The sequence below is a fragment of the Clostridium cavendishii DSM 21758 genome (assembly GCF_900141845.1).
Taxonomy (GTDB): domain Bacteria; phylum Bacillota; class Clostridia; order Clostridiales; family Clostridiaceae; genus Clostridium_AG; species Clostridium_AG cavendishii.
Window position 1 is genome coordinate 24,118 of record NZ_FQZB01000021.1, and the last position, 19,230, is coordinate 43,347.

Sequence of the window (19,230 nt, forward strand, 5' to 3'; positions counted from 1 at the left end):
CAGCTATATATTTATGCCAGAATATTTGAAGCTAGACATTGTGATTTAGAATATTTTTTGTCTAATGCAGCAATTATTTTACCCGCATTAGATAAATCACCTATTAATATTCCACCTATTAATGTGTTATCTTTAAAGAATAATTTTTTGTACTGTTTATTTTTAATATCTTTAGAAGTTATTTCTTCTAAAGATTCATCGTTATAGTCTAAAGTTCCAGCAGAGAATACATCTGCACCTAAAGCGTTGAAGACTAAAGATGAAACAAAATTTTTAAAGTTCTTAGAAGCCATAGTAGCATTAGCGCCGGCAACTTTACCCATTTCAACTGCAGCAGGCCAGTTTCCATAAACTATATCGTTAAGTTCAGCTACATCACCGCAAGCATATATATCAGTAATATTTGTTTCCATCTTTTCGTTTACTTTAATACCTTTATTACATTCTATTCCATTATCTAATGCTAACTTAGTATTACTTCTAACACCTACTGAGAATAAAACTATAGAACAATCTATAATTTCGCCACTTTCAAGTTTAATAGCTTTCACAGAATTATTTTTAACTATAATTTCACTACAGCTTTTACTTGTAAGAATTTTAACTCCAGATGAAGAAATTATATTGTTAAATATTTCAGAACCTTCTATATCAAGCTGACGAGGTAACAATCTAGGTAAGAATTCTATAACTTTAACATTATTACCTTTTTGCTTAAGTTCCCATGCAGCTTCAAGGCCTAGAAGTCCACCACCTATAACAACTATATCTTTATTATTTTCAGCAAATGAATTAACTTCATTTACATCATTTAAATCTTTAATAGTAAATAAACCGTTTATAGATTTATAATTAAATGAGCTTAAAGTCATTAGTTCAGTTTCATTACTTGTTACTTTTAAAGGTGGTATAAAGTTGTAACTACCGTTAGCTAATATTAGTTTGTCGTAGTTAATAGAAGTACCATCTCCTAATAAAATAATTTTATTGTCTTTATTTATAGATTTAACTTCTACACCAAGTAGTTGCTCTATTCTATTTTTATGATACCATTCATTAGAAACTATATAAAATTTGGTTTCATTCATTTTTTCGCTCAATAAATCAGATAATTGAGGTCTAAAGTAAGAAGGTACTTTTTCTTTTGAAATAAGCTTTATAGAACATTTTGGGTTTCTTTCTCTAATTGTCTTAGCAGCATAGAAGCCAGCAGCACCATTGCCTATAATGACAAAAGTTTCATCAGTAGGTACTTGTTCTGTAACTTCATTTTCAACTTGTATAAATTGTTCACTTGTAGCGCCACATACGGGGCAAATTTCTGGTACAACTTCACCTTCAAAAATTTCACCACAAATTAAACATTTCCAAAGTTTAATTTCACCATCTCCACCTTTAATTTCTTCTATATTGGTTTTAGAATTTGGATTATAAGAAGCTGATTTTTTTCCTAAAACTGTTTCAGCAAAGCCTATACCAAAATTAAAGGCTGCTTTTAAATCATCTTCAGAAGGTTTAAAATTTATTTTTAATCCAGGACCATAAAGTTTCATTTTTAATTCTTGAAGTCTAGTTTCAATTCTAGGAACAGCTTCACCACTCCAACCAAAAGAGCCGAAGCCAGCAGCTATTTTTCCACCGTGAACAATTGGATTTAGCTTAGACATTAAATCTCTAATTGGTTCTAATAATTCACCAACTATAGTTGGTGAGCCAAATAAAATACCATCTGATTCACCTATATCCTTTAGTATATTATTTACGTCATTGTGAATTACATTATATAGTTTAACTTCAAAGTTACCCACTGATTTAATTCCGTTAGCTATGGTATTTGCTAATTCTTCGGTATAGCCATAAGCTGAGACATAAGAGATGGTAACTTTTTTATCACCATTAATTTCAGGACTAATTGGAGTACTCCATTCTTTATAAAGGTTAACTATCTTATGTGGATTACTTCTTAAAACGGGACCATGACCAGGACAAATAGTTTTAATTTCTAAATCTTTAATTTTATCCAAGGCTTTTAAAACATAAGGTTTAAAAGGGCCCATAATACAATCAAAATAATATCTTAAAGCCTCCATGTATTCTTTTTCATTTGGAATTAGGTCATCAAAAACTCCTTCAAAGCAATAATGACTACCAAAAGAATCACAAGTTATTAATGTTTTATCTTCTTCTACATAAGTGTACATTGAATCAGGCCAATGCAACATTGGAGCTGAAATAAATCTTAAAGTTTTATTACCTAGGCTTAAAGTATCATTATCATTTACTATTATTGAATCAAAATCTTTATTAGCTATTTCTTTCATAAATCTTATAGCTGATGCAGAACCAACAACCTTAGCTTTAGGTGAAAGTTCTAATAATTTTGCAACTGAACCTGCATGATCTGGCTCAGTATGATCAAGAACTATATAATCAATTTTATTTATATCAACGCCTAATGAGTTAAGTCTTGAAATATATTCATCAAAAAATTGTACTTTTACAGTTTCAAAAATAGCAACTTTTTCATTTCCTTTAACAACATATGAATTATAGGTTGTTCCATAAGGAGTATACATAATTATATCAAAAATCCTTAAACCATAATCTAGAGCTCCAACCCAATGAATATCTTTTATTACCTCTAATGATTGCATAGTAAAATACCCTCCTAATAACATAAAAAAATTATGAAATATTTTATTAATTAATAATTATTATTTGTTATAATATTAATTATACATCAATAATATTAAAAGTAAATATATAAAGTAATAAAATTTGTTAAAAATTTATTTAAGGTATATGTTTTTTAGTAAGTATAATATTTGTTGTTATAAATTACCAATAATATAGTTTTATATTCTAACTTTTTAAATAAGCAAAATAATAGTAAAAGTTAATTATTATTTGAATTTGGAAAATGGTTGAAGTTTTTAATTTCTATGATATAATATAAATATAGTTGATAACGTATTCAAAACCATATTTCAATTATGGAAAATAGAGATTTATGAGAGAAAAGAAGAGTTGATGGGTAGACTCTTCTTTTCTTTTTATGTACAGGAATTATATAACATTAATTTAAATTGATGGTATAATATAAGAAAATAAAATATTCTATAAAGATTATATAAATGGGGAAGGGGCTAAAATTATGGAGATAAGAAACTTTGTAGAATTTAGAAGTAAGTTGCAGAGTAACATTTCTAAAGTAATAATAGGAAAAGAAAGAGAAATTGATAAGATTATAGTAGCATTAATATGTTCGGGACATGTTTTATTAGAGGATATGCCTGGATTAGGTAAAACTAAGTTAGCAAAGAGTATATCTAAATCTTTAAATTGTGATTTTAAAAGAATACAATTTACCCCCGATATATTACCATCAGATTTAACGGGGATATATTTTTATAATCAAAAGTCAGGGGATTTTGAATTTAAAAAAGGGCCATTAGTAACTAATATAATATTAGCTGATGAAATAAATAGAGCTACACCTAGAACACAATCTGCTTTACTGGAATGCATGGAAGAAAGACAAATAACCGTAGAGGGAAATTCTATTGCATTAGAAAAACCTTTTTTTGTTATAGCTACTCAAAATCCTATTGAGCAATTTGGAACATTCCCATTACCAGAAGCGCAATTAGATAGATTTTTTATAAGGATTTCATTGGGATATCCAGAATATCAAGAAGAAAAGAAAATTATGGATACATATATAAGTAATGACCCATTAGAAATACTAGATTCGGTAATAAGTAACAAAGAAATAGATTATGTTCAAAATAATTATAAATATGTTGAAGTAAAAGATGAAATAAAAAATTATATTTTAGATATAGTTTCAGAAACTAGAAAAAATTATGAAATAGAGTATGGAGTTTCTCCAAGAGCTACCCTTGCTTTAATGAAAGCAAGTCAAGCTCATGCTGCTATAAACGGAAGAGATTATGTGGTACCAGAGGATGTCAAAGTTATGGCTACGGCAGTTTTAGCACATAGGATACAAGTGAAAATAAATAAGTTAAAAGCTGTAAGTAATCCAGAAGAGGATATAATAAATTCAATATTAAATAAAGTTACTACACCTTTAGAAAGTTTAGAATAAGGAGTTATCATGTGGAGTGTAGTAATAGCTTTAATAGCTATGTTTGTTATAGTTTTTGCAAGCGATAAAATTAGAGAGAATGCAGTAGATAACATAACTATAAAAAGAGAATTAGATAAAAGAGCAATTTTTAAGGATGATAGTTTAATGGTAACTTTAAAAATAGAGAATGCTTCTAAAATTCCTGTAGAATTCTTACACATAGAAGAACAATTTGATAAAAATATTATAAAAATAAAATCAATTTTAGATGGAAAACCTATAGGAAATTGTAACTATTACGCAACAAACCTTTCAATAAATGGAAGAGAAAGAGTGAAAAGAAAATATTATATTACTGCTTTAAAAAGAGGTGCATATATTATCTCAAATATTACAATAGAAGTTGGTGATATTTTTGGAATAAAAGAAAACAAGAAATGCATAGAAGATTTTAAGGAATTTTTAGTCTATCCAGAAATAAGAAACTTAAAACAACTCAGTATAGCAAGTAATAGTCTTTTAGGAGCGAACCTTGTTAAGCGTCTAATAAATGAGGATACCTTAATTACTAAAGGGTTAAGAGATTATACAACAAATGATAGAATGAAGGATATACATTGGAATTCTTCGCTTAAACTTAATAAACTAATGGTTAGGGAATATGACTTTACTTCAGATATTGATGCTATATTTATATTGAATGTTCAATGTTCCGAGATATTTTGGAATTCAATAGATGAGGAGGTTGTAGAAAAAGGTGTTTCTTTAATGTGTTCATTAGCTTTACAAACAATCGAACAAAGTATTCCAGTGGAACTTTGGACAAATGCGAGTATAAGAAGTTATACTGGAAATTTTAAAGGTAATGTACGATGCAATAAAGGCCAAGCTAATAAAATACTTGAATTTGGGGCGAGGATAGATAATCTCCCATATTGTGGTTTTAATGATTATTTAAAAGAAAAACTTAAAAATTTTAGAAGTAATAGTGTTTATGTAATATTGACTTCGTATATTAATAGTGAGATAGAGAATATAATTATAAATCTAACAAAGCGAGGCTATATAATAAAATTAATAGATTTGTCTAAAGATCAGGCCCTTAATATAGCTTATATAGAGAAGATAAGCTATAGTTGGGAGGAAAATTATGAACAATAAAATTATATTTAAATTTTTATATGGAATAATTATTGCATTAGGAGTATATATACCCTATTCACAAATAATAAGTGCAACTATTAAGCTAGAACCTAATGAAAATATATTTTTTTTGGTGGCATTAGTGACTTTGATTTATGTTTTTTTAGATGATAAGAATATTAAAAATAATATAATATTATTTTCACCCATTTTAATGTTTATAGTTGGAATTCTAATATTTAATAGTTCTGAATATTTAATTTATATAGGGGTACCTGTGATTCAGATAACTTTTTTAATAAAAACCAGCTACACATATATAAATAGAAATTATTTTGAAGATAACATAAAAAAGATAATATATATATTACTTTTGAGTAGTATATTATATTTAGTTGTTGAAAATGAAATGATTAGACATTTAGGTAAGTTTTATTTTATATTTATATTTTTCTCATTAATACTTTTAAGACGAGCTAGATTATATCAATATAAACTAAAGGATAAAAATATTTATAAAAAAGACATTATAGCTTTTTTGATTGTGTTGATATTAACGATTGATAGAATTTATGAAGTAATACTTGAGTTAATAGGTATTCTATTATTTAAATTGAATTTTGTTATAGATAAAATATTATATGTTATTGTATATATAGGACAGTCAATCTATGATTGGTTTATTAGTATTTTTGGTGAAACACATAAGCCAAATTATAACTTAAAAAGACAACCTACTGGTACTAGTGAGGAAAAGAAAGAGATTGCTAAACAATCTTTAGATCCAACAATATTAAAAATATTGTTTATATTAATTTTAATATTTATAATATATAAAATTGTGAAGTTTACAGGTAAAAAGAGGTTAAAGTTATATGATACTGAAGGGGAAGAGGAAGAAAGAGAGAGGTTAGAAGTTTCAAATAAAAAATCTATACTTAAAAATTTACAATACAAATTTTTAAATTATAAAAATGAAAATAAAGTTATATTTATTTTTTATAAGGTTGAAAAAGCATTTTATAAAAAAAATATTTTTAATAAAACTATGACGGCAACTCAAATGTATAAAGTTGGAAAAAACTCTATAAGTTCCAAGGAAGAATTAAAGTTAGTTGCTAATGTTTATAATGAGGTTAAATTTTCTAATCATAATATAGATGCAAGGGTAGTAGAAAATGTAGAAAAAGCTTATGAAAAAATAAAAAAAGAAATTTAACAAAAAATAAACCAAAATAAAGCAGGCTTCGACAAAGAAAATTGATTATAAATACATTAATTTCCATATAAGTTTCCAATATGGAAATTTGAAAGGATAAAAAAATAAATTAATGTCATTAAATAAGGATAAAAAAATTTTCCACTTATCAGAATTCTACACATTTTTTTTATTATGAGTGATAGTATAAATTTAAAGAGTAATATATGGTATAAATAAAAAGGGGTTTGTTATGATGATAGTAGAAGATTTATGTAGAAATAATACAATAGGCGACGTAGATTATAAGTATTCGTATAGAATTACAAAAAATAATTATAAAGATATACAGGTATATGGGATAGAAGTTGAAAGATTAGATTATAGGGGTAACCTTTTAGTTAATATAGAGAGGGATTCTGTAAGGTTAATATCTCCACAAATTAAAAAAGTACAAGACCTTTTAAAGCTTTTATATGATAATTTAATTTCACCAATACATTTAGTAGACATAATAGGAGTTTATGTAGATGAATATGTAAAGGATTTTGAGATTAATAATTTAGAGGCTATAATAAATTGAGAAATTAAAAAGAGAAAGTGAAAACTATAGTAAGTACACTTTCTTTTTTAGTTTAGGAATATATTATAAAATAGTATATATTTTATAATTAGGTTTTATCTACAGAGTGAAAAGATTTGTTTTTAAGGAGTTTTATTTATGATAATTGGAGTAGGTACAGACATTATAGAAATAGATAGAATAGAAAAAGCAATTAAGAATGAGAAGTTTCTACAAAAGTATTTTACAGAAAATGAGGTTGAATATTTTAAAAGTAGGAATTTAAGAGCTCAAACTATAGCAGGAAATTTTGCAGGAAAAGAAGCTATAAGTAAAGCTTTAGGAACTGGGTTAAGGGGTTTTTCGTTAAAAGAGATAGAGATACTTAGGGATGAACTTGGAAAACCAATAGTTTTTCTTTATGGAGGGGCAAAACAGATATTTGATGGAAATAGTTCTATTAATATACAAGTGTCCATAGCACATAATAATACTGTAGCTACAGCTTATTGTATAATTGAGTGTTAGAGAAGGTTTTTATTCATGATTTCAAGTGAAGGAAATATAAAGATAATTAATATTTTATTTGTACAAAATATTATCAATCACAGTTATGGAATAAACGTAATGTTATTAAAATAAAATTAAGTAAAATTAGAATAATTTTAGACTGATTTTAATAATAGTAGTAATGTATATTATTTAGATTTGGAGGATTTATGCGAAATAAACTATTACTAATATTATTAGCTGTTATTGTGATTGTTGTAAGTGGACTAGCTATTTATCAGTTTAAGTTTAAACATTCAATAGAGGATGATTTAAATAAGTTAAGATCTATGAAATCATATTCTACAGATGTAAGTTACACTTTCAAAAATTATAGAACAGAATTTAAGGAAGAGGGAAAGCAATACTATAATGAAAAATATGGTATGAAGTTAAACGTTGGTGATAAAGAACAAATATACAAGGAAGATAAAATATTTATAAGATATCCAAAGGATAATAAAAGTTATGAGGTAAGTCCAGATTACGATAATTTTTACAGATACACTTTTGTGAATGAACTCAATAAATTTTTAGTTCCTGGAGAAAATACTAAATATAAGTATGATACACACGAAGGCAAAAAATGTATCGTGGTAGAGTTTGAGAATCTAAATGGAAATGAGAACATGAGTAAAGAGATTTTATTTGTTGATGCTAGCAAGCTTGTTCCATTAGAAATAAATATTTTCAATAAAAAGGGAGATGATAAAGTAACCGTGTATTTCAAAAATTTCAGTACAAGTGGTACTGTACAGAAGGAGATTTTTGATTAATACTTAAACTAAAGATGATGTTAATAAATATGAGGTGAGTTTAATGAATGATAATATAAGACCAGTATGGGCAGAAATAGATTTAAATGCAATTGCACATAATATGAAAGAAATTAAAAGGTGTGTTAAAAGTAATGAAATAATTGCAGTTGTAAAAGCTGATGCCTATGGTCATGGAGCTGTTGATGTTGCACCTGTATTAATAGAAAATGGTGCTAAGAGGCTTGCAGTAGCTGTTATAACGGAGGCTATAGAACTTAGAAATGCTAATATTACAGCTCCTATAATGATTTTAGGATATACTCCGCTAACTTTTGCAGAAGATATCATAAATAATGAGATAGAACAAACAGTTTATAATTTGGAATATGCGATGGAGTTATCTAAAACAGCGATGAAATTAGGGAAAAAAGCTAGGATACATATAGCGATAGATACTGGCATGGGGCGTATAGGTTTTATGCCAAATGAGGAAAGTTTTAATGCCGTTAAGAAAATTAATTCGTTAGAGGGAATAATAATAGAAGGGATATTTACACATTTTTCATCTTCTGATGAAGCAAATAAGGATTATACTTATGAGCAATTAGAAAAATTTAATAAGTTTAATGATAAGCTTTTAAAAGAAAACATTAATATAAAACTAAAGCATGCTTCTAACAGTGCCGCTATTATAGATTTACCTAATACTCATTTGAATGCAGTTAGGCCAGGAATTATTCTTTATGGATATTACCCATCAGATGAGGTCATAAAGGAGAATTTATCATTAAAGCCAGCATTAACATTAAAAACTAATGTAGTGCATGTCAAGAAAATGGAAAAAGATATGTACATAAGCTATGGTAGAGCTTTTAAAACTGAGAAGGAAAGTATTATTGCAACATTACCTATAGGATATGCAGATGGGTATACAAGATTACTTACTGGGAAAGCTAAGGTTATAATAAAAGGAAAGTTTGCTCCAGTTGTAGGTAAAATTTGTATGGATCAATTGATGATAGATGTTACAGATATTGAAGATGTGAGAATTGGAGATGAAGTTATACTTATAGGTGGTTGTGATGATATAAGTTTTAATGCCGATGATATAGCTAAGCTTGTAGGTACAATAAATTATGAGATAATTTGTATGCTTAAAAATAGAGTTCCTAGAGTTTATGTTAAAGATGGTGAATTTGTAAAAATAAGGAATTACGTGTAGAAGGAAATAACTACTAGGTATAAAAAAGAAAAAATATTTTGACAATGTGACATAATTTGTAATATAATTAATATGGATTTATTACTCTTTTACATTTTAGAAAAAGGAGATGTAGAACTATGTCGTATTCAAACAAAATAGAAAGCACTATAATTTTTAAAGAAAAAACTAAAAAAATTAGTCAATTTAAAAGCGAAACTGTAATATCATATATAGAGGAAAAAGAAAAGGCTGAATTATATAAGTCCATGGAACAGGGTTATATGGAAATGGCATCTATCAATCTAGAGTATGCAGAAGAAAGCTTAAGTTGTGAATGGTGCGATGCTGTTGAATACGAAACATGGCTTTTCGGAGTGTGATTTTTAAATGACAGTTGTAAATGTAAAAAGAGGAGATATTTTCTATGCTGATCTAAGCCCTGTAGTTGGTTCAGAACAGGGTGGAATAAGACCAGTAATAATAGTACAAAATGATATTGGGAACCGTTATAGTCCAACTGTTATAGTTGCAGCTATAACATCTCAAATAAATAAAGCAAAGCTACCAACTCATGTTGAAATTTCATCAGAAGAATATGGGTTAAACAGGGATTCGGTAGTTTTATTAGAACAGATAAGGACATTGGACAAGAGAAGACTTAAAGAAAAAATAGGTCATATGACTGATGATGATATGAAAAAAGTTAATAAAGCATTATTAATTAGTCTAGGATTAGATTAATTAAACTAATCGCTATCATGTGAAATGGTAGCGATTTTTATTTTATAAATTAGTTATCTTTAAGTGAGTATCTAAATTTTCAATTTGGTTAATACGAACTTACTCATTCGAATGTAATGAATAGAAGTTTCTTTTAAAATTCAAAGTTAAATTATATAAATTCTGAATAATCTAGAAGTAACATAACAGATAATAAATTTATTAAAAAAATTTAAAAATTTTTTAATAATATAGCATACATTATTAATTATTCTGTTTATTTAAATATATTAAATGAAATATAACTTTTGTGAAAATGTATACATAAAAACAAGTAAAATTTTCAGAATATTATAATAGTATACCATAATAGTGTTAATGTGATATACTATTGTATATCGTGAACTTATTAAGGTTAACACAAATACTCGAAAAATATAGGAATTTTAAAAAAACTATGGTAAAATAACTTTGGAACAGGAATAAAATTAAAATGATTTTTACAATAATATGTAATGAATTAATATAAAAGCATAGGAGGATCATTATGAATAATAAGGTGGAAGAATTACAAAATATAGCCAAGACAATAAGGAAGGATATAGTGGCTATGCTAACTGAATCAGCTTCAGGACATCCAGGTGGTTCATTATCAGCAGCAGATATATTAACAGTTTTATATTTTCATGAAATGAATGTAGATCCAAAAAATCCACATAACCCAGATAGAGATAGATTTGTATTATCTAAGGGTCATGCAGCACCAGTATTATACAGTGCTTTAGCAAGAAAGGGTTTTATACCTGTTGAAGATTTAAAAACTTTAAGAAAACTTGGGTCAAATCTACAAGGTCATCCAAATATGAATGATGTACCTGGAATAGATATGTCAACTGGGTCATTAGGTCAAGGTGTTTCAGCGGCAGTAGGTATGGCTTTAGCTGGAAAATTAGATAAAAAATCTTATAGAGTTTATTCAGTTCTTGGAGATGGAGAACTTGAAGAAGGTCAAGTATGGGAAGCAGCTATGGCAGCAGCTCACTATAAATTAGATAACTTAACTTTATTTGTAGATTTTAATGGACTTCAAATAGATGGAGATATTACAAAGGTAATGAATCCTTCACCAATAGATGAAAAATATAAAGCATTTGGTTTCCATGTAATAACTATAGATGGTCATGATATAGAAGCTATAATAAAAGCTATAGAAGAAGCTAAGAATACAAAAGGAAAACCTACTTGTATACTTTGTAACACTATAAAAGGTAAAGGGGTTTCATTTATGGAAAACCAAGCATCATGGCATGGAACTGCTCCAAGTAAAGAACAATGCGAAGCAGCTATTAAAGAGATCGGAGGGGAAAACTAATGGGTAAAATAGCAACAAGAGAAGCTTACGGAAAGGCTTTAGCAGAAATAGGATTAAAAAATGAAAATATTTTAGTTTTAGATGCGGATTTATCAAAATCAACTAAAACAGCAGATTTTAAAAATGTTTGCCCTGAAAGATTTATAAATATGGGTATAGCAGAAGCTAATATGATGTCAGTAGCAGCAGGATTATCAACTTGTGGAAAAATTCCATTTGTAAGTACTTTTGCTATGTTTGCAGCAGGAAGAGCTTTTGAACAAATAAGAAATTCAATATGTTATCCAAAATTAAATGTTAAAGTATGTGCAACTCATGCTGGTTTAACAGTTGGTGAAGATGGAGCATCACACCAAGCTATAGAAGATTTATCATTAATGAGAAGCATACCAAATATGACAGTAATTTGTCCATCAGATTCAGTTGAAACTGCAGAAGTTATAAAAGCTATAGCTGAATATAATGGACCATGTTATGTAAGACTTGGAAGAGCTGGAGTAAATACAATTAATGATAATCCAGATTACAAGTTTGAAATTGGTAAAGGTGTTACTTTAAAAGAAGGTACAGATGTTACTATAGTTGCTACTGGGATAATGGTAGATGTAGCTTTAGAAGCTTGTGAAATGTTAGCTAAAGAAGGCATATCAGCTAGAGTTATAAACATTCATACTTTAAAACCAATGGATAGTGAATTAATGATAAAAGCAGCTAAAGAAACTGGAGTCATAGTAACTGCAGAAGAACACAATGTTATAGGTGGGTTAGGCTCAGCTGTTTCAGAAGTTGTTTCAGAAGAATATCCAGTACCAGTTATAAAAGTTGGAGTTATGGACACTTTTGGAGAAAGTGGAAAACCTAATGAATTAATGGAAGCCTATGGTTTAACAGCAGAAAATATAGTAAAAGCTGCAAAAAAAGGTTTAACAATTAAAAAATAGTAGAATATATATTTAAAATGAATTAAAATAGCAGTATAGCGGAATATACTGCTATATTTTTTGGATAAAAATAACATATATGCGTAGTATGGAAGAAAGGCAGGATATATAGTGATATTTTATCATATTATATTTAAAGCTTAGGGGGACAAGAGATGAAAGATAAAATTAAAGAATTTGCTATTATTACTATTGGATTTATATTAGTATCAATAGCAGTACAGTATTTTTACAAACCTAGTCATATAACTGGTGGTGGTATAACAGGAATAGCTCAGGTTATAAATGATAAAATACCAGCACTTTCAATTGGACTTTTAATGGCGGCTATGAACATAATACTTTTTGTAATAGCATTTATAGTTTTAGGAAGTGGTTTTGGTGCTAAAACATTATATGCAGCATTTGGACTTTCAGGAGCTATGTGGTTTATAGAATCATTTATGCATCCTCATGCACTTACAAATGATGTTATGCTTGCAGCTATAATAGGAACTATGTTGCTTGGAATAGGACTTGCACTAGTGTTTTCTCAAAATGCATCTACAGGGGGAACTGATATACTTGCGAAGATATTAAATAAGTTTTTCCATATAGATATGGGAAAATGTATGCAGGTTGTTGATATGTTTGTTGTAGCATTAGTTATGATTAATTTTGGCGTAAATAGTGGGTTATATGCAATTGTTTGTGTTACTTTTAATGGGTTTATAATAGATAAGGTAATACAAGGTTTTAATTCTTGTAAAGATATAAGAATAATAACAAAAGATGTAGAAAACATCAGAGAGTACATAACGGTAGAACTTGAAAGAGGATGTACCGTTTTTAATGCAGAAGGTGGATATACAGGAAGGGAAAATCCTGTAATATACTGCGTGTTAGAAAGAGGAGAACTTATAAAACTAAGAAACTATATAAAAAAGGTGGATCCAGCAGCTTTTGTTATAGTTGGAGATGCCTATGAAGTAATGGGAAGGGGCTTTGGAGACATTCCTAAAAAGTATATTGCTAAAAAATAAATGGTATATTAATTTAAACCCTCGGAAAATATAAAGCCGAGGGTTTTTTATAAGGAGTTGAATTTATGAGTTTAAAGATTTTAAAAGATTATGTGGTAATAACTATAGGTATTATTTTGGTTGCTGTGGCAGTGGAGTACTTTTTTGCGCCGAATAATATAGCAGCTGGCGGGGTTACAGGTATAGCTATAGTAATAAATTATTATATTAGTTTTCTTAGTACTGGTGTTTTAGTTTTTATTATGAATATAATACTCTTTATAATAGCATTTATATTTTTAGGAAGTAACTTTGGAGGAAAGACTATATATGCTTCCTTTGGATTATCAATAATAATGGCTTTTATGGAAAAGTTTATGCATCCTGTAGCGATAACAAATGATTTGATTATTGCTACATTGTTCGGAACAATAACTTCTGCTATAGGGATGGCTCTAGTATTTAATGCGAATGGATCAACTGGTGGAACTGATATTATTGCTAAAATTTTAAATAAATTCATTCACACAGATATTGGGAAATCACTTCTTGTAGTAGACTTTTTGGTAACATTAGCAGCAGGAGCTACCTTTGGGGTTAATGTAGGATTTTATGCTTTACTTTCTGTAATAATTAATGGATTAGCTATAGATGAATTTATAGAGGGCTTTAGAACTTGTAAAGCAATAACTATAGTTAGTGAAAAACATGATGGTATAGCTAATTTTATAATGGAAGAGCTAGGAAGAGGATGCACTTATGTAAAAGGAGTAGGAGTTTATTCAAAAAGAGATATATATATAATTTATACGGTCTTAGGACGTACAGAGTTCATTAAGCTTAAAAACTATATGAAACAATTAGATCCAAAAGCTTTTATTACAGTCAGTGATGTTCATGAAGTATTAGGAGAAGGATTTACACAAATAATAGATATGTAAGATTTATAAGGTTAAAAAGGATATGTTAAAATATTTAGGATTATTTTAACATATCCTTTTTTGTTTTATAAAATGGTTAGAGTAAAAAAACTACAATTACAAGTTATTAATGATAAAAATGTAATATATAAACGATTAATGTAATTCATTGATTGTTTATAGTAGCACTTTACAAAAATAAATTATTTTATTATATTTATAATTGTAGTATAATGGGAATTTACCTTGTAATATATAGGTATTTAATTATATTAATAAAGTTTTAATAAATTAAATTATAAATTAGAGGTTCATTATGTTATAATAAAAAAGTACAATTTATAAAGAAAATAAAATTAAGAAGTCGAATTTAATACTATTTAAGGAGAGTTTATATGATAGAATTTAAGAATGTAACTAAGGTTTATAACAATAATGTTAGAGCTCTTACAAGTGTAGACGTAGAGATACAGTCAGGAGAGTTTATATTTTTAGTTGGCCCAAGTGGAGCTGGTAAGTCTACTCTAATAAAGATGTTATTAAAAGAGATTGAACCAACATCAGGAAAGATACTTATGAATGGAACAAATTTATCAAATATAAAGAGAAGTCAAGTTCCTTATTATAGAAGAAAAATAGGGATGGTTTTTCAAGATTTTAGACTTATACCAACATTAAATGTTTATGAAAATGTAGCATTTGCTATGAGAGTAGTAGAGGCATCACAAAAAGAAATAAGAAGAAGAGTTCCTATGGTGTTATCATTAGTAGGGCTTTCAAATAAATATAAAATGTTTCCAAATGAATTGTCTGGTGGAGAACAACAAAGAGTATCTATAGCGAGAGCTATTGTAAATAATCCACAAGTACTTATTGCTGACGAACCAACAGGAAATCTTGATCCTGAAACAGCTAAGGAAATAATGGAATTAATAGATGATATCAACAGAGCTGGAACAACAGTTGTTATGGCAACACATGCTAAAGATATAGTTGATAGCATGAAAAAGAGAGTAATAGCAATAGAAAAAGGTGCTGTTGCTAGAGATGAAAAGAGAGGTAAATACGAGGATGAAAATTAGTACTATTGGTTATTTTATATCAGATGCGTTTAAAAGTTTAAAAAGAAATACAACTATAAGTATAGCTTCTATATTAACTGTATTTGCAACATTATTTGTTTTTGGGGTATTTTTACTTGCAGGACTTAATGTAAGTCAGGGAATAAAAGATGTTGAGTCAAAGGTTCAAGTTAAAGTTTTCTTAAAAGATGACATAAATATGATGGATCAAAGAGAGATAGAAACAAAATTAAAAGATATATCTGGAGCTAAAGAAGTTAAATATGAAGATAAATCACAAGGACTTAAAAATCTTAAAGAGCAGTTTAAGAATAGACCTGAAATCTTAAAAGGCTTTGATGAAAGTAACAATCCACTATTAAATTGTTTTGTAGTTACACTTGAATCAACAGAAGCAGCTCCAAAAGTAGAAACAACTGTTAAAGGTATGACTGGACTTGATGAAGTTGTAAATGATCAAGAATTAATAAATAAAATTGCTTCTTTTGCAAAAACTATAAAGTGGGTAGGAGTAGGTTTATTTGCAGTATTAATAGGTGTATCTTTATTCCTAATAGTAAATACCATAAAATTAACTGTATATTCAAGAAGAAGAGAAGTAGGTATAATGAAGTTTGTAGGAGCTACAGATTGGTTTATAAGATGGCCTTTTATTATTGAAGGTGTAGTTATAGGAGTACTAGGAGCTGTTGTATCTAATGTAGCATTATTTTTTGGATATAAAGGTGTGTATGGTTGGATTACAAAGACTATATATACAATACAATTAGTAGATCCTATGTATGTATTAACAACAATGTCATGGCAATTCATCCTTGCAGGTATGTTTATAGGTGTTTTTGGAAGTATAATAGCCTTAAGGAAATTTTTGGTAGTATAATTTTGAAAATAGGTATACAATATAGTTAATGATAAAACTCCTACTGAAATATAATTTTAGTAGGAGTAATTTTACAAATTGAGGAAAAATAAATTTTTGATTTTTCCCTAATTTTATATAATAAACTGTGATTACTAACTTATTAACTATTTGGAAGGGTGATAATAATGGATATAGGGAATGAAGATGATAAGCAGATTAAAACTAATAAAAAATCCAGCAAGATTATAATAACTATAGTAATAACTGCCTTAATAATATCAAATATAGGAGCTTTTTATGCTGGAAATAAGTTAGCTTTTAAAGGAGTATCTTTAGGAGCTACTAATGATGGTATAAAAAATTTGAAGAATATAGAAGATGTTTCTAAGTATGAAAAGCTTTTTAAAATAAGAGCTTTAATTTATAAACTTTATGATGGGAATATAAAAGAAGATGATTTAGTAGAAGGTGCAATTAAAGGTATGACTGAATCGCTTAAGGATCCATATACAGTATTTATGAATAAAGATGAATATGAGGATTTTAGTGAGAAAAGTGAAGGAAACTATATGGGTGTAGGAATGCAAGTAGGCGAAAAAGACGGTAAAATGGAGGCTGCAACTGTATTTGAAGGTTCACCAGCAGAGAAGGCTGGTATAAGACAAGGAGATTTTATAGTAAAAATAAATGATATTCCGATAACAGGGAAAGATATAGATAAAGCTGTTTCAATGATGAAGGGAAAAGAAAAAGCAGAAATAAAACTTACTATTTTAAGAGAAAATAAGTTGTCAGAAGTTAAAGTGACAAGAGATATAGTTAAAATGATAAATGTAAAAGGTGAAATGTTAGATAAGTCTGTAGGCTATATAAGAATTTCTAGCTTTGATGAAGATGTAGCAAAAGATTTTAATAAAAATTTAAAACAGCTAAAAGATAGAGGTATGAAAGGTTTGATACTAGATTTAAGAGGAAATCCTGGTGGATATATGAATGAATGTGTAAATGTAGTTTCTAACTTTATACCAAAAGACAAAGTTATAGTATCTACTATAAATAAATATGGAGATAAGGATGAAAGTAAATCTGTTGGAGGTATGGCTATAGGCATGCCATTAGTAGTATTAACAGATGGAGGTTCTGCTTCAGCATCAGAAATAGTATCAGGAGCAATAAGAGATTATAAGATAGGTACATTGATAGGAAAGAAAACGTATGGTAAAGGTGTTGTTCAAACTGTAATAGATAAAACTAGACTTAATTTATTTGATGATGGAACGGCTTTAAAAGTAACAATATCAAAGTACTACACACCAAATGGTGAAAATATTCATAAAAAGGGAATAGCACCTGATATAGAAGTAGACTATCCAAAAGAATTAGCTGAAAAACCATATGATAGGAATGTAGATCCACAATTTAGCAAGGCATTAGAGGTTATACAAGAAAAGATTAAATAGGAGGATCTAACAAATGGAATTAGCATTATATACATTAAGAGCTGTGGCTTATGCTATTATTGAGCCATCTATGGCATTAGTTATGCTTGCTATAGGAATAATGTTTTACATGCAAAATAAGAAAGTTGCTGCAATGCAAAGAATGATAATTGGAGAGCGTCTTTGCTCTCCATTAGAGTTAACCTTATCACAAATGGTTTTAGGAATATTTGCAGGGACATTAGCAAGTCTTATGTTAACTAGTTTAGGAGTAGTTTTTAATGAAAACTCAGGTATAGAAATTTTATTTATAATTTCAGTACTACTAATGCTATATAAACCAAGATTTTTTTGTTTCTCATATTCAGCAGCAATATTAGGTATGATAAGCATAATAAGTTCTATAATATGTAGTAATATTGGTCAACCCTCTCCTATAAAAGTAAATATTACTAGTTTAATAACCTTTGTAGGGATATTACACGTAGTTGAAGGATTACTAGTTATGTTGGATGGTACTAAAGGTGCAGTACCAGTATTTACAAATAGAGATGATAAGATAATGGGTGGATTTGCCCTAAAAAGAAACTGGGCATTACCAATAGCTATAATTATAGCAGGTTCAGGCTATGGCAAAGTAGGATTTGATAGTTTGCCAATTTTAAATAGTAAAGAGTTAATACTTGCATTAGCAACTGCTGCAATGACAATAATACCTTATTACGGAGTAGTAGGTTATAATACAGTTACATTTACAAGAACAAAAAGAGAAAAATCACTTCAAGTAGGTTTTACAATACTTGTATATGGTGCTATTATAACTTTAGTAGCTCAAACTTGCAGATTGGGATTACCGTTTGAGATATTTGCAGTACTAATTACACCAATAGCTCATGAAGGTGTAATGATTCTCCAAAGGAATCTTGAAGCAAAGAGAAAGCCTAAGTTTGTGTCTGATGAAAATGGGGTTGTAGTTTTAGAAGTATCACCAAACTCACAAGCATATATAGAGGGTATAAAAAGTGGGGATAGAATATTAGAAATAAATGACAATAAAGTGAACTCTGAATTAGAAGTATATACTGCAATTAAGCAAAGTTATATGGGAACATCTATGAAGATAAAAAATTCAAAGGGTGAGATTGTAGATAAACTATTTAATTTTGATAAAACTAAAAGAATAGGTGTTGTATTAGTACCATTGATGGTAAAACAAGATGATGTTATAGATTTTAATGCAGAAAAGTTTAAAGATGTATTAGATAAAATAAGAAAAAAAGATGAACATTAAAAGCTATCCACAGAAATGATAATTTTAAATATTATTTCTGTGGATATTTTTGGCTTAAATGATGGAAAGTATAAGTTGAATTTGATAAGATGATA

Annotated in this window: 18 protein-coding genes; 17 read left to right on the top strand and 1 reads right to left on the bottom strand. The window is 28.0% G+C overall.

Going from position 1 to position 19,230, the window contains the following annotated elements:
• Positions 1–11: 11 nt before the first annotated feature.
• Positions 12–2,654, bottom strand: coding sequence for an FAD-dependent oxidoreductase (locus BUB01_RS20165; protein WP_072992713.1), 2,643 nt, complete (start codon positions 2,652–2,654; stop codon positions 12–14).
• 500 nt (positions 2,655–3,154) lie between these two features.
• Here BUB01_RS20165 and BUB01_RS20170 point away from each other — a divergent pair, with 500 nt between their 5' ends.
• The 17 genes from BUB01_RS20170 (at position 3,155) to BUB01_RS20250 (ending at position 19,135) form a co-directional block, all read left to right on the top strand.
• Positions 3,155–4,111, top strand: coding sequence for an AAA family ATPase (locus BUB01_RS20170; RefSeq protein ID WP_072992716.1), 957 nt, complete (start codon positions 3,155–3,157; stop codon positions 4,109–4,111).
• Positions 4,112–4,120: 9 nt separating this feature from the next.
• Entirely contained in the window at positions 4,121–5,254 is a 1,134-nt protein-coding gene (locus BUB01_RS20175; protein WP_072992719.1) for a DUF58 domain-containing protein, read from the top strand.
• Positions 5,244–6,455, top strand: coding sequence for a hypothetical protein (locus BUB01_RS20180; protein WP_072992722.1), 1,212 nt, complete (start codon positions 5,244–5,246; stop codon positions 6,453–6,455). The genes BUB01_RS20175 and BUB01_RS20180 overlap by 11 nt, the downstream gene beginning before the upstream one ends.
• A gap of 232 nt (positions 6,456–6,687) precedes the next feature.
• A complete protein-coding gene (locus BUB01_RS20185) occupies positions 6,688–7,017 on the top strand; it encodes a DUF6514 family protein (protein ID WP_072992725.1) in 330 nt (109 codons plus the stop codon).
• A gap of 138 nt (positions 7,018–7,155) precedes the next feature.
• Entirely contained in the window at positions 7,156–7,524 is a 369-nt protein-coding gene (acpS, locus tag BUB01_RS20190) for a holo-ACP synthase (protein WP_072992728.1), read from the top strand.
• Positions 7,525–7,715: 191 nt separating this feature from the next.
• A complete protein-coding gene (locus BUB01_RS20195) occupies positions 7,716–8,321 on the top strand; it encodes a germination lipoprotein GerS-related protein (protein WP_072992732.1) in 606 nt (201 codons plus the stop codon).
• A gap of 43 nt (positions 8,322–8,364) precedes the next feature.
• Positions 8,365–9,525, top strand: coding sequence for an alanine racemase (gene alr, locus BUB01_RS20200; protein WP_072992736.1), 1,161 nt, complete (start codon positions 8,365–8,367; stop codon positions 9,523–9,525).
• Between the two features lie 119 nt (positions 9,526–9,644).
• Positions 9,645–9,887: a hypothetical protein gene (locus BUB01_RS20205; protein WP_072992740.1), complete on the top strand. Its 243-nt coding sequence runs from the start codon at positions 9,645–9,647 to the stop codon at positions 9,885–9,887.
• A gap of 7 nt (positions 9,888–9,894) precedes the next feature.
• Positions 9,895–10,248, top strand: a complete 354-nt coding sequence (locus tag BUB01_RS20210) for a type II toxin-antitoxin system PemK/MazF family toxin (protein ID WP_072992743.1) — start codon at positions 9,895–9,897, stop codon at positions 10,246–10,248.
• Positions 10,249–10,774: 526 nt separating this feature from the next.
• Entirely contained in the window at positions 10,775–11,599 is an 825-nt protein-coding gene (locus tag BUB01_RS20215) for a transketolase (RefSeq protein WP_072992747.1), read from the top strand.
• Entirely contained in the window at positions 11,599–12,540 is a 942-nt protein-coding gene (locus BUB01_RS20220; protein WP_072992750.1) for a transketolase family protein, read from the top strand. The genes BUB01_RS20215 and BUB01_RS20220 overlap by 1 nt, the downstream gene beginning before the upstream one ends.
• A 155-nt stretch (positions 12,541–12,695) precedes the next feature.
• Positions 12,696–13,562 (top strand): YitT family protein, encoded by an 867-nt coding sequence (locus tag BUB01_RS20225; protein ID WP_072992753.1) that lies wholly within the window; start codon positions 12,696–12,698, stop codon positions 13,560–13,562.
• Positions 13,563–13,627: 65 nt separating this feature from the next.
• Positions 13,628–14,482 carry a YitT family protein gene (locus BUB01_RS20230; protein WP_072992756.1) on the top strand — a complete coding sequence of 285 codons (855 nt, stop codon included), beginning with the start codon at positions 13,628–13,630 and terminating at the stop codon, positions 14,480–14,482.
• A 374-nt stretch (positions 14,483–14,856) separates the two neighbouring features.
• The gene (ftsE, locus tag BUB01_RS20235; RefSeq protein ID WP_072992759.1) at positions 14,857–15,543 is read left to right on the top strand and encodes a cell division ATP-binding protein FtsE; all 687 of its coding nucleotides are present in this window, start codon (positions 14,857–14,859) and stop codon (positions 15,541–15,543) included.
• The gene (ftsX, locus tag BUB01_RS20240; protein WP_072992763.1) at positions 15,533–16,423 is read left to right on the top strand and encodes a permease-like cell division protein FtsX; all 891 of its coding nucleotides are present in this window, start codon (positions 15,533–15,535) and stop codon (positions 16,421–16,423) included. The genes ftsE and ftsX overlap by 11 nt, the downstream gene beginning before the upstream one ends.
• Positions 16,424–16,590: 167 nt before the next feature.
• Complete coding sequence (locus BUB01_RS20245) at positions 16,591–17,865, top strand: S41 family peptidase (RefSeq protein WP_084109078.1); 1,275 nt, start codon at positions 16,591–16,593, stop codon at positions 17,863–17,865.
• 13 nt (positions 17,866–17,878) lie between these two features.
• Positions 17,879–19,135: a PDZ domain-containing protein gene (locus BUB01_RS20250; protein ID WP_072992767.1), complete on the top strand. Its 1,257-nt coding sequence runs from the start codon at positions 17,879–17,881 to the stop codon at positions 19,133–19,135.
• Positions 19,136–19,230 lie beyond the last annotated feature (95 nt).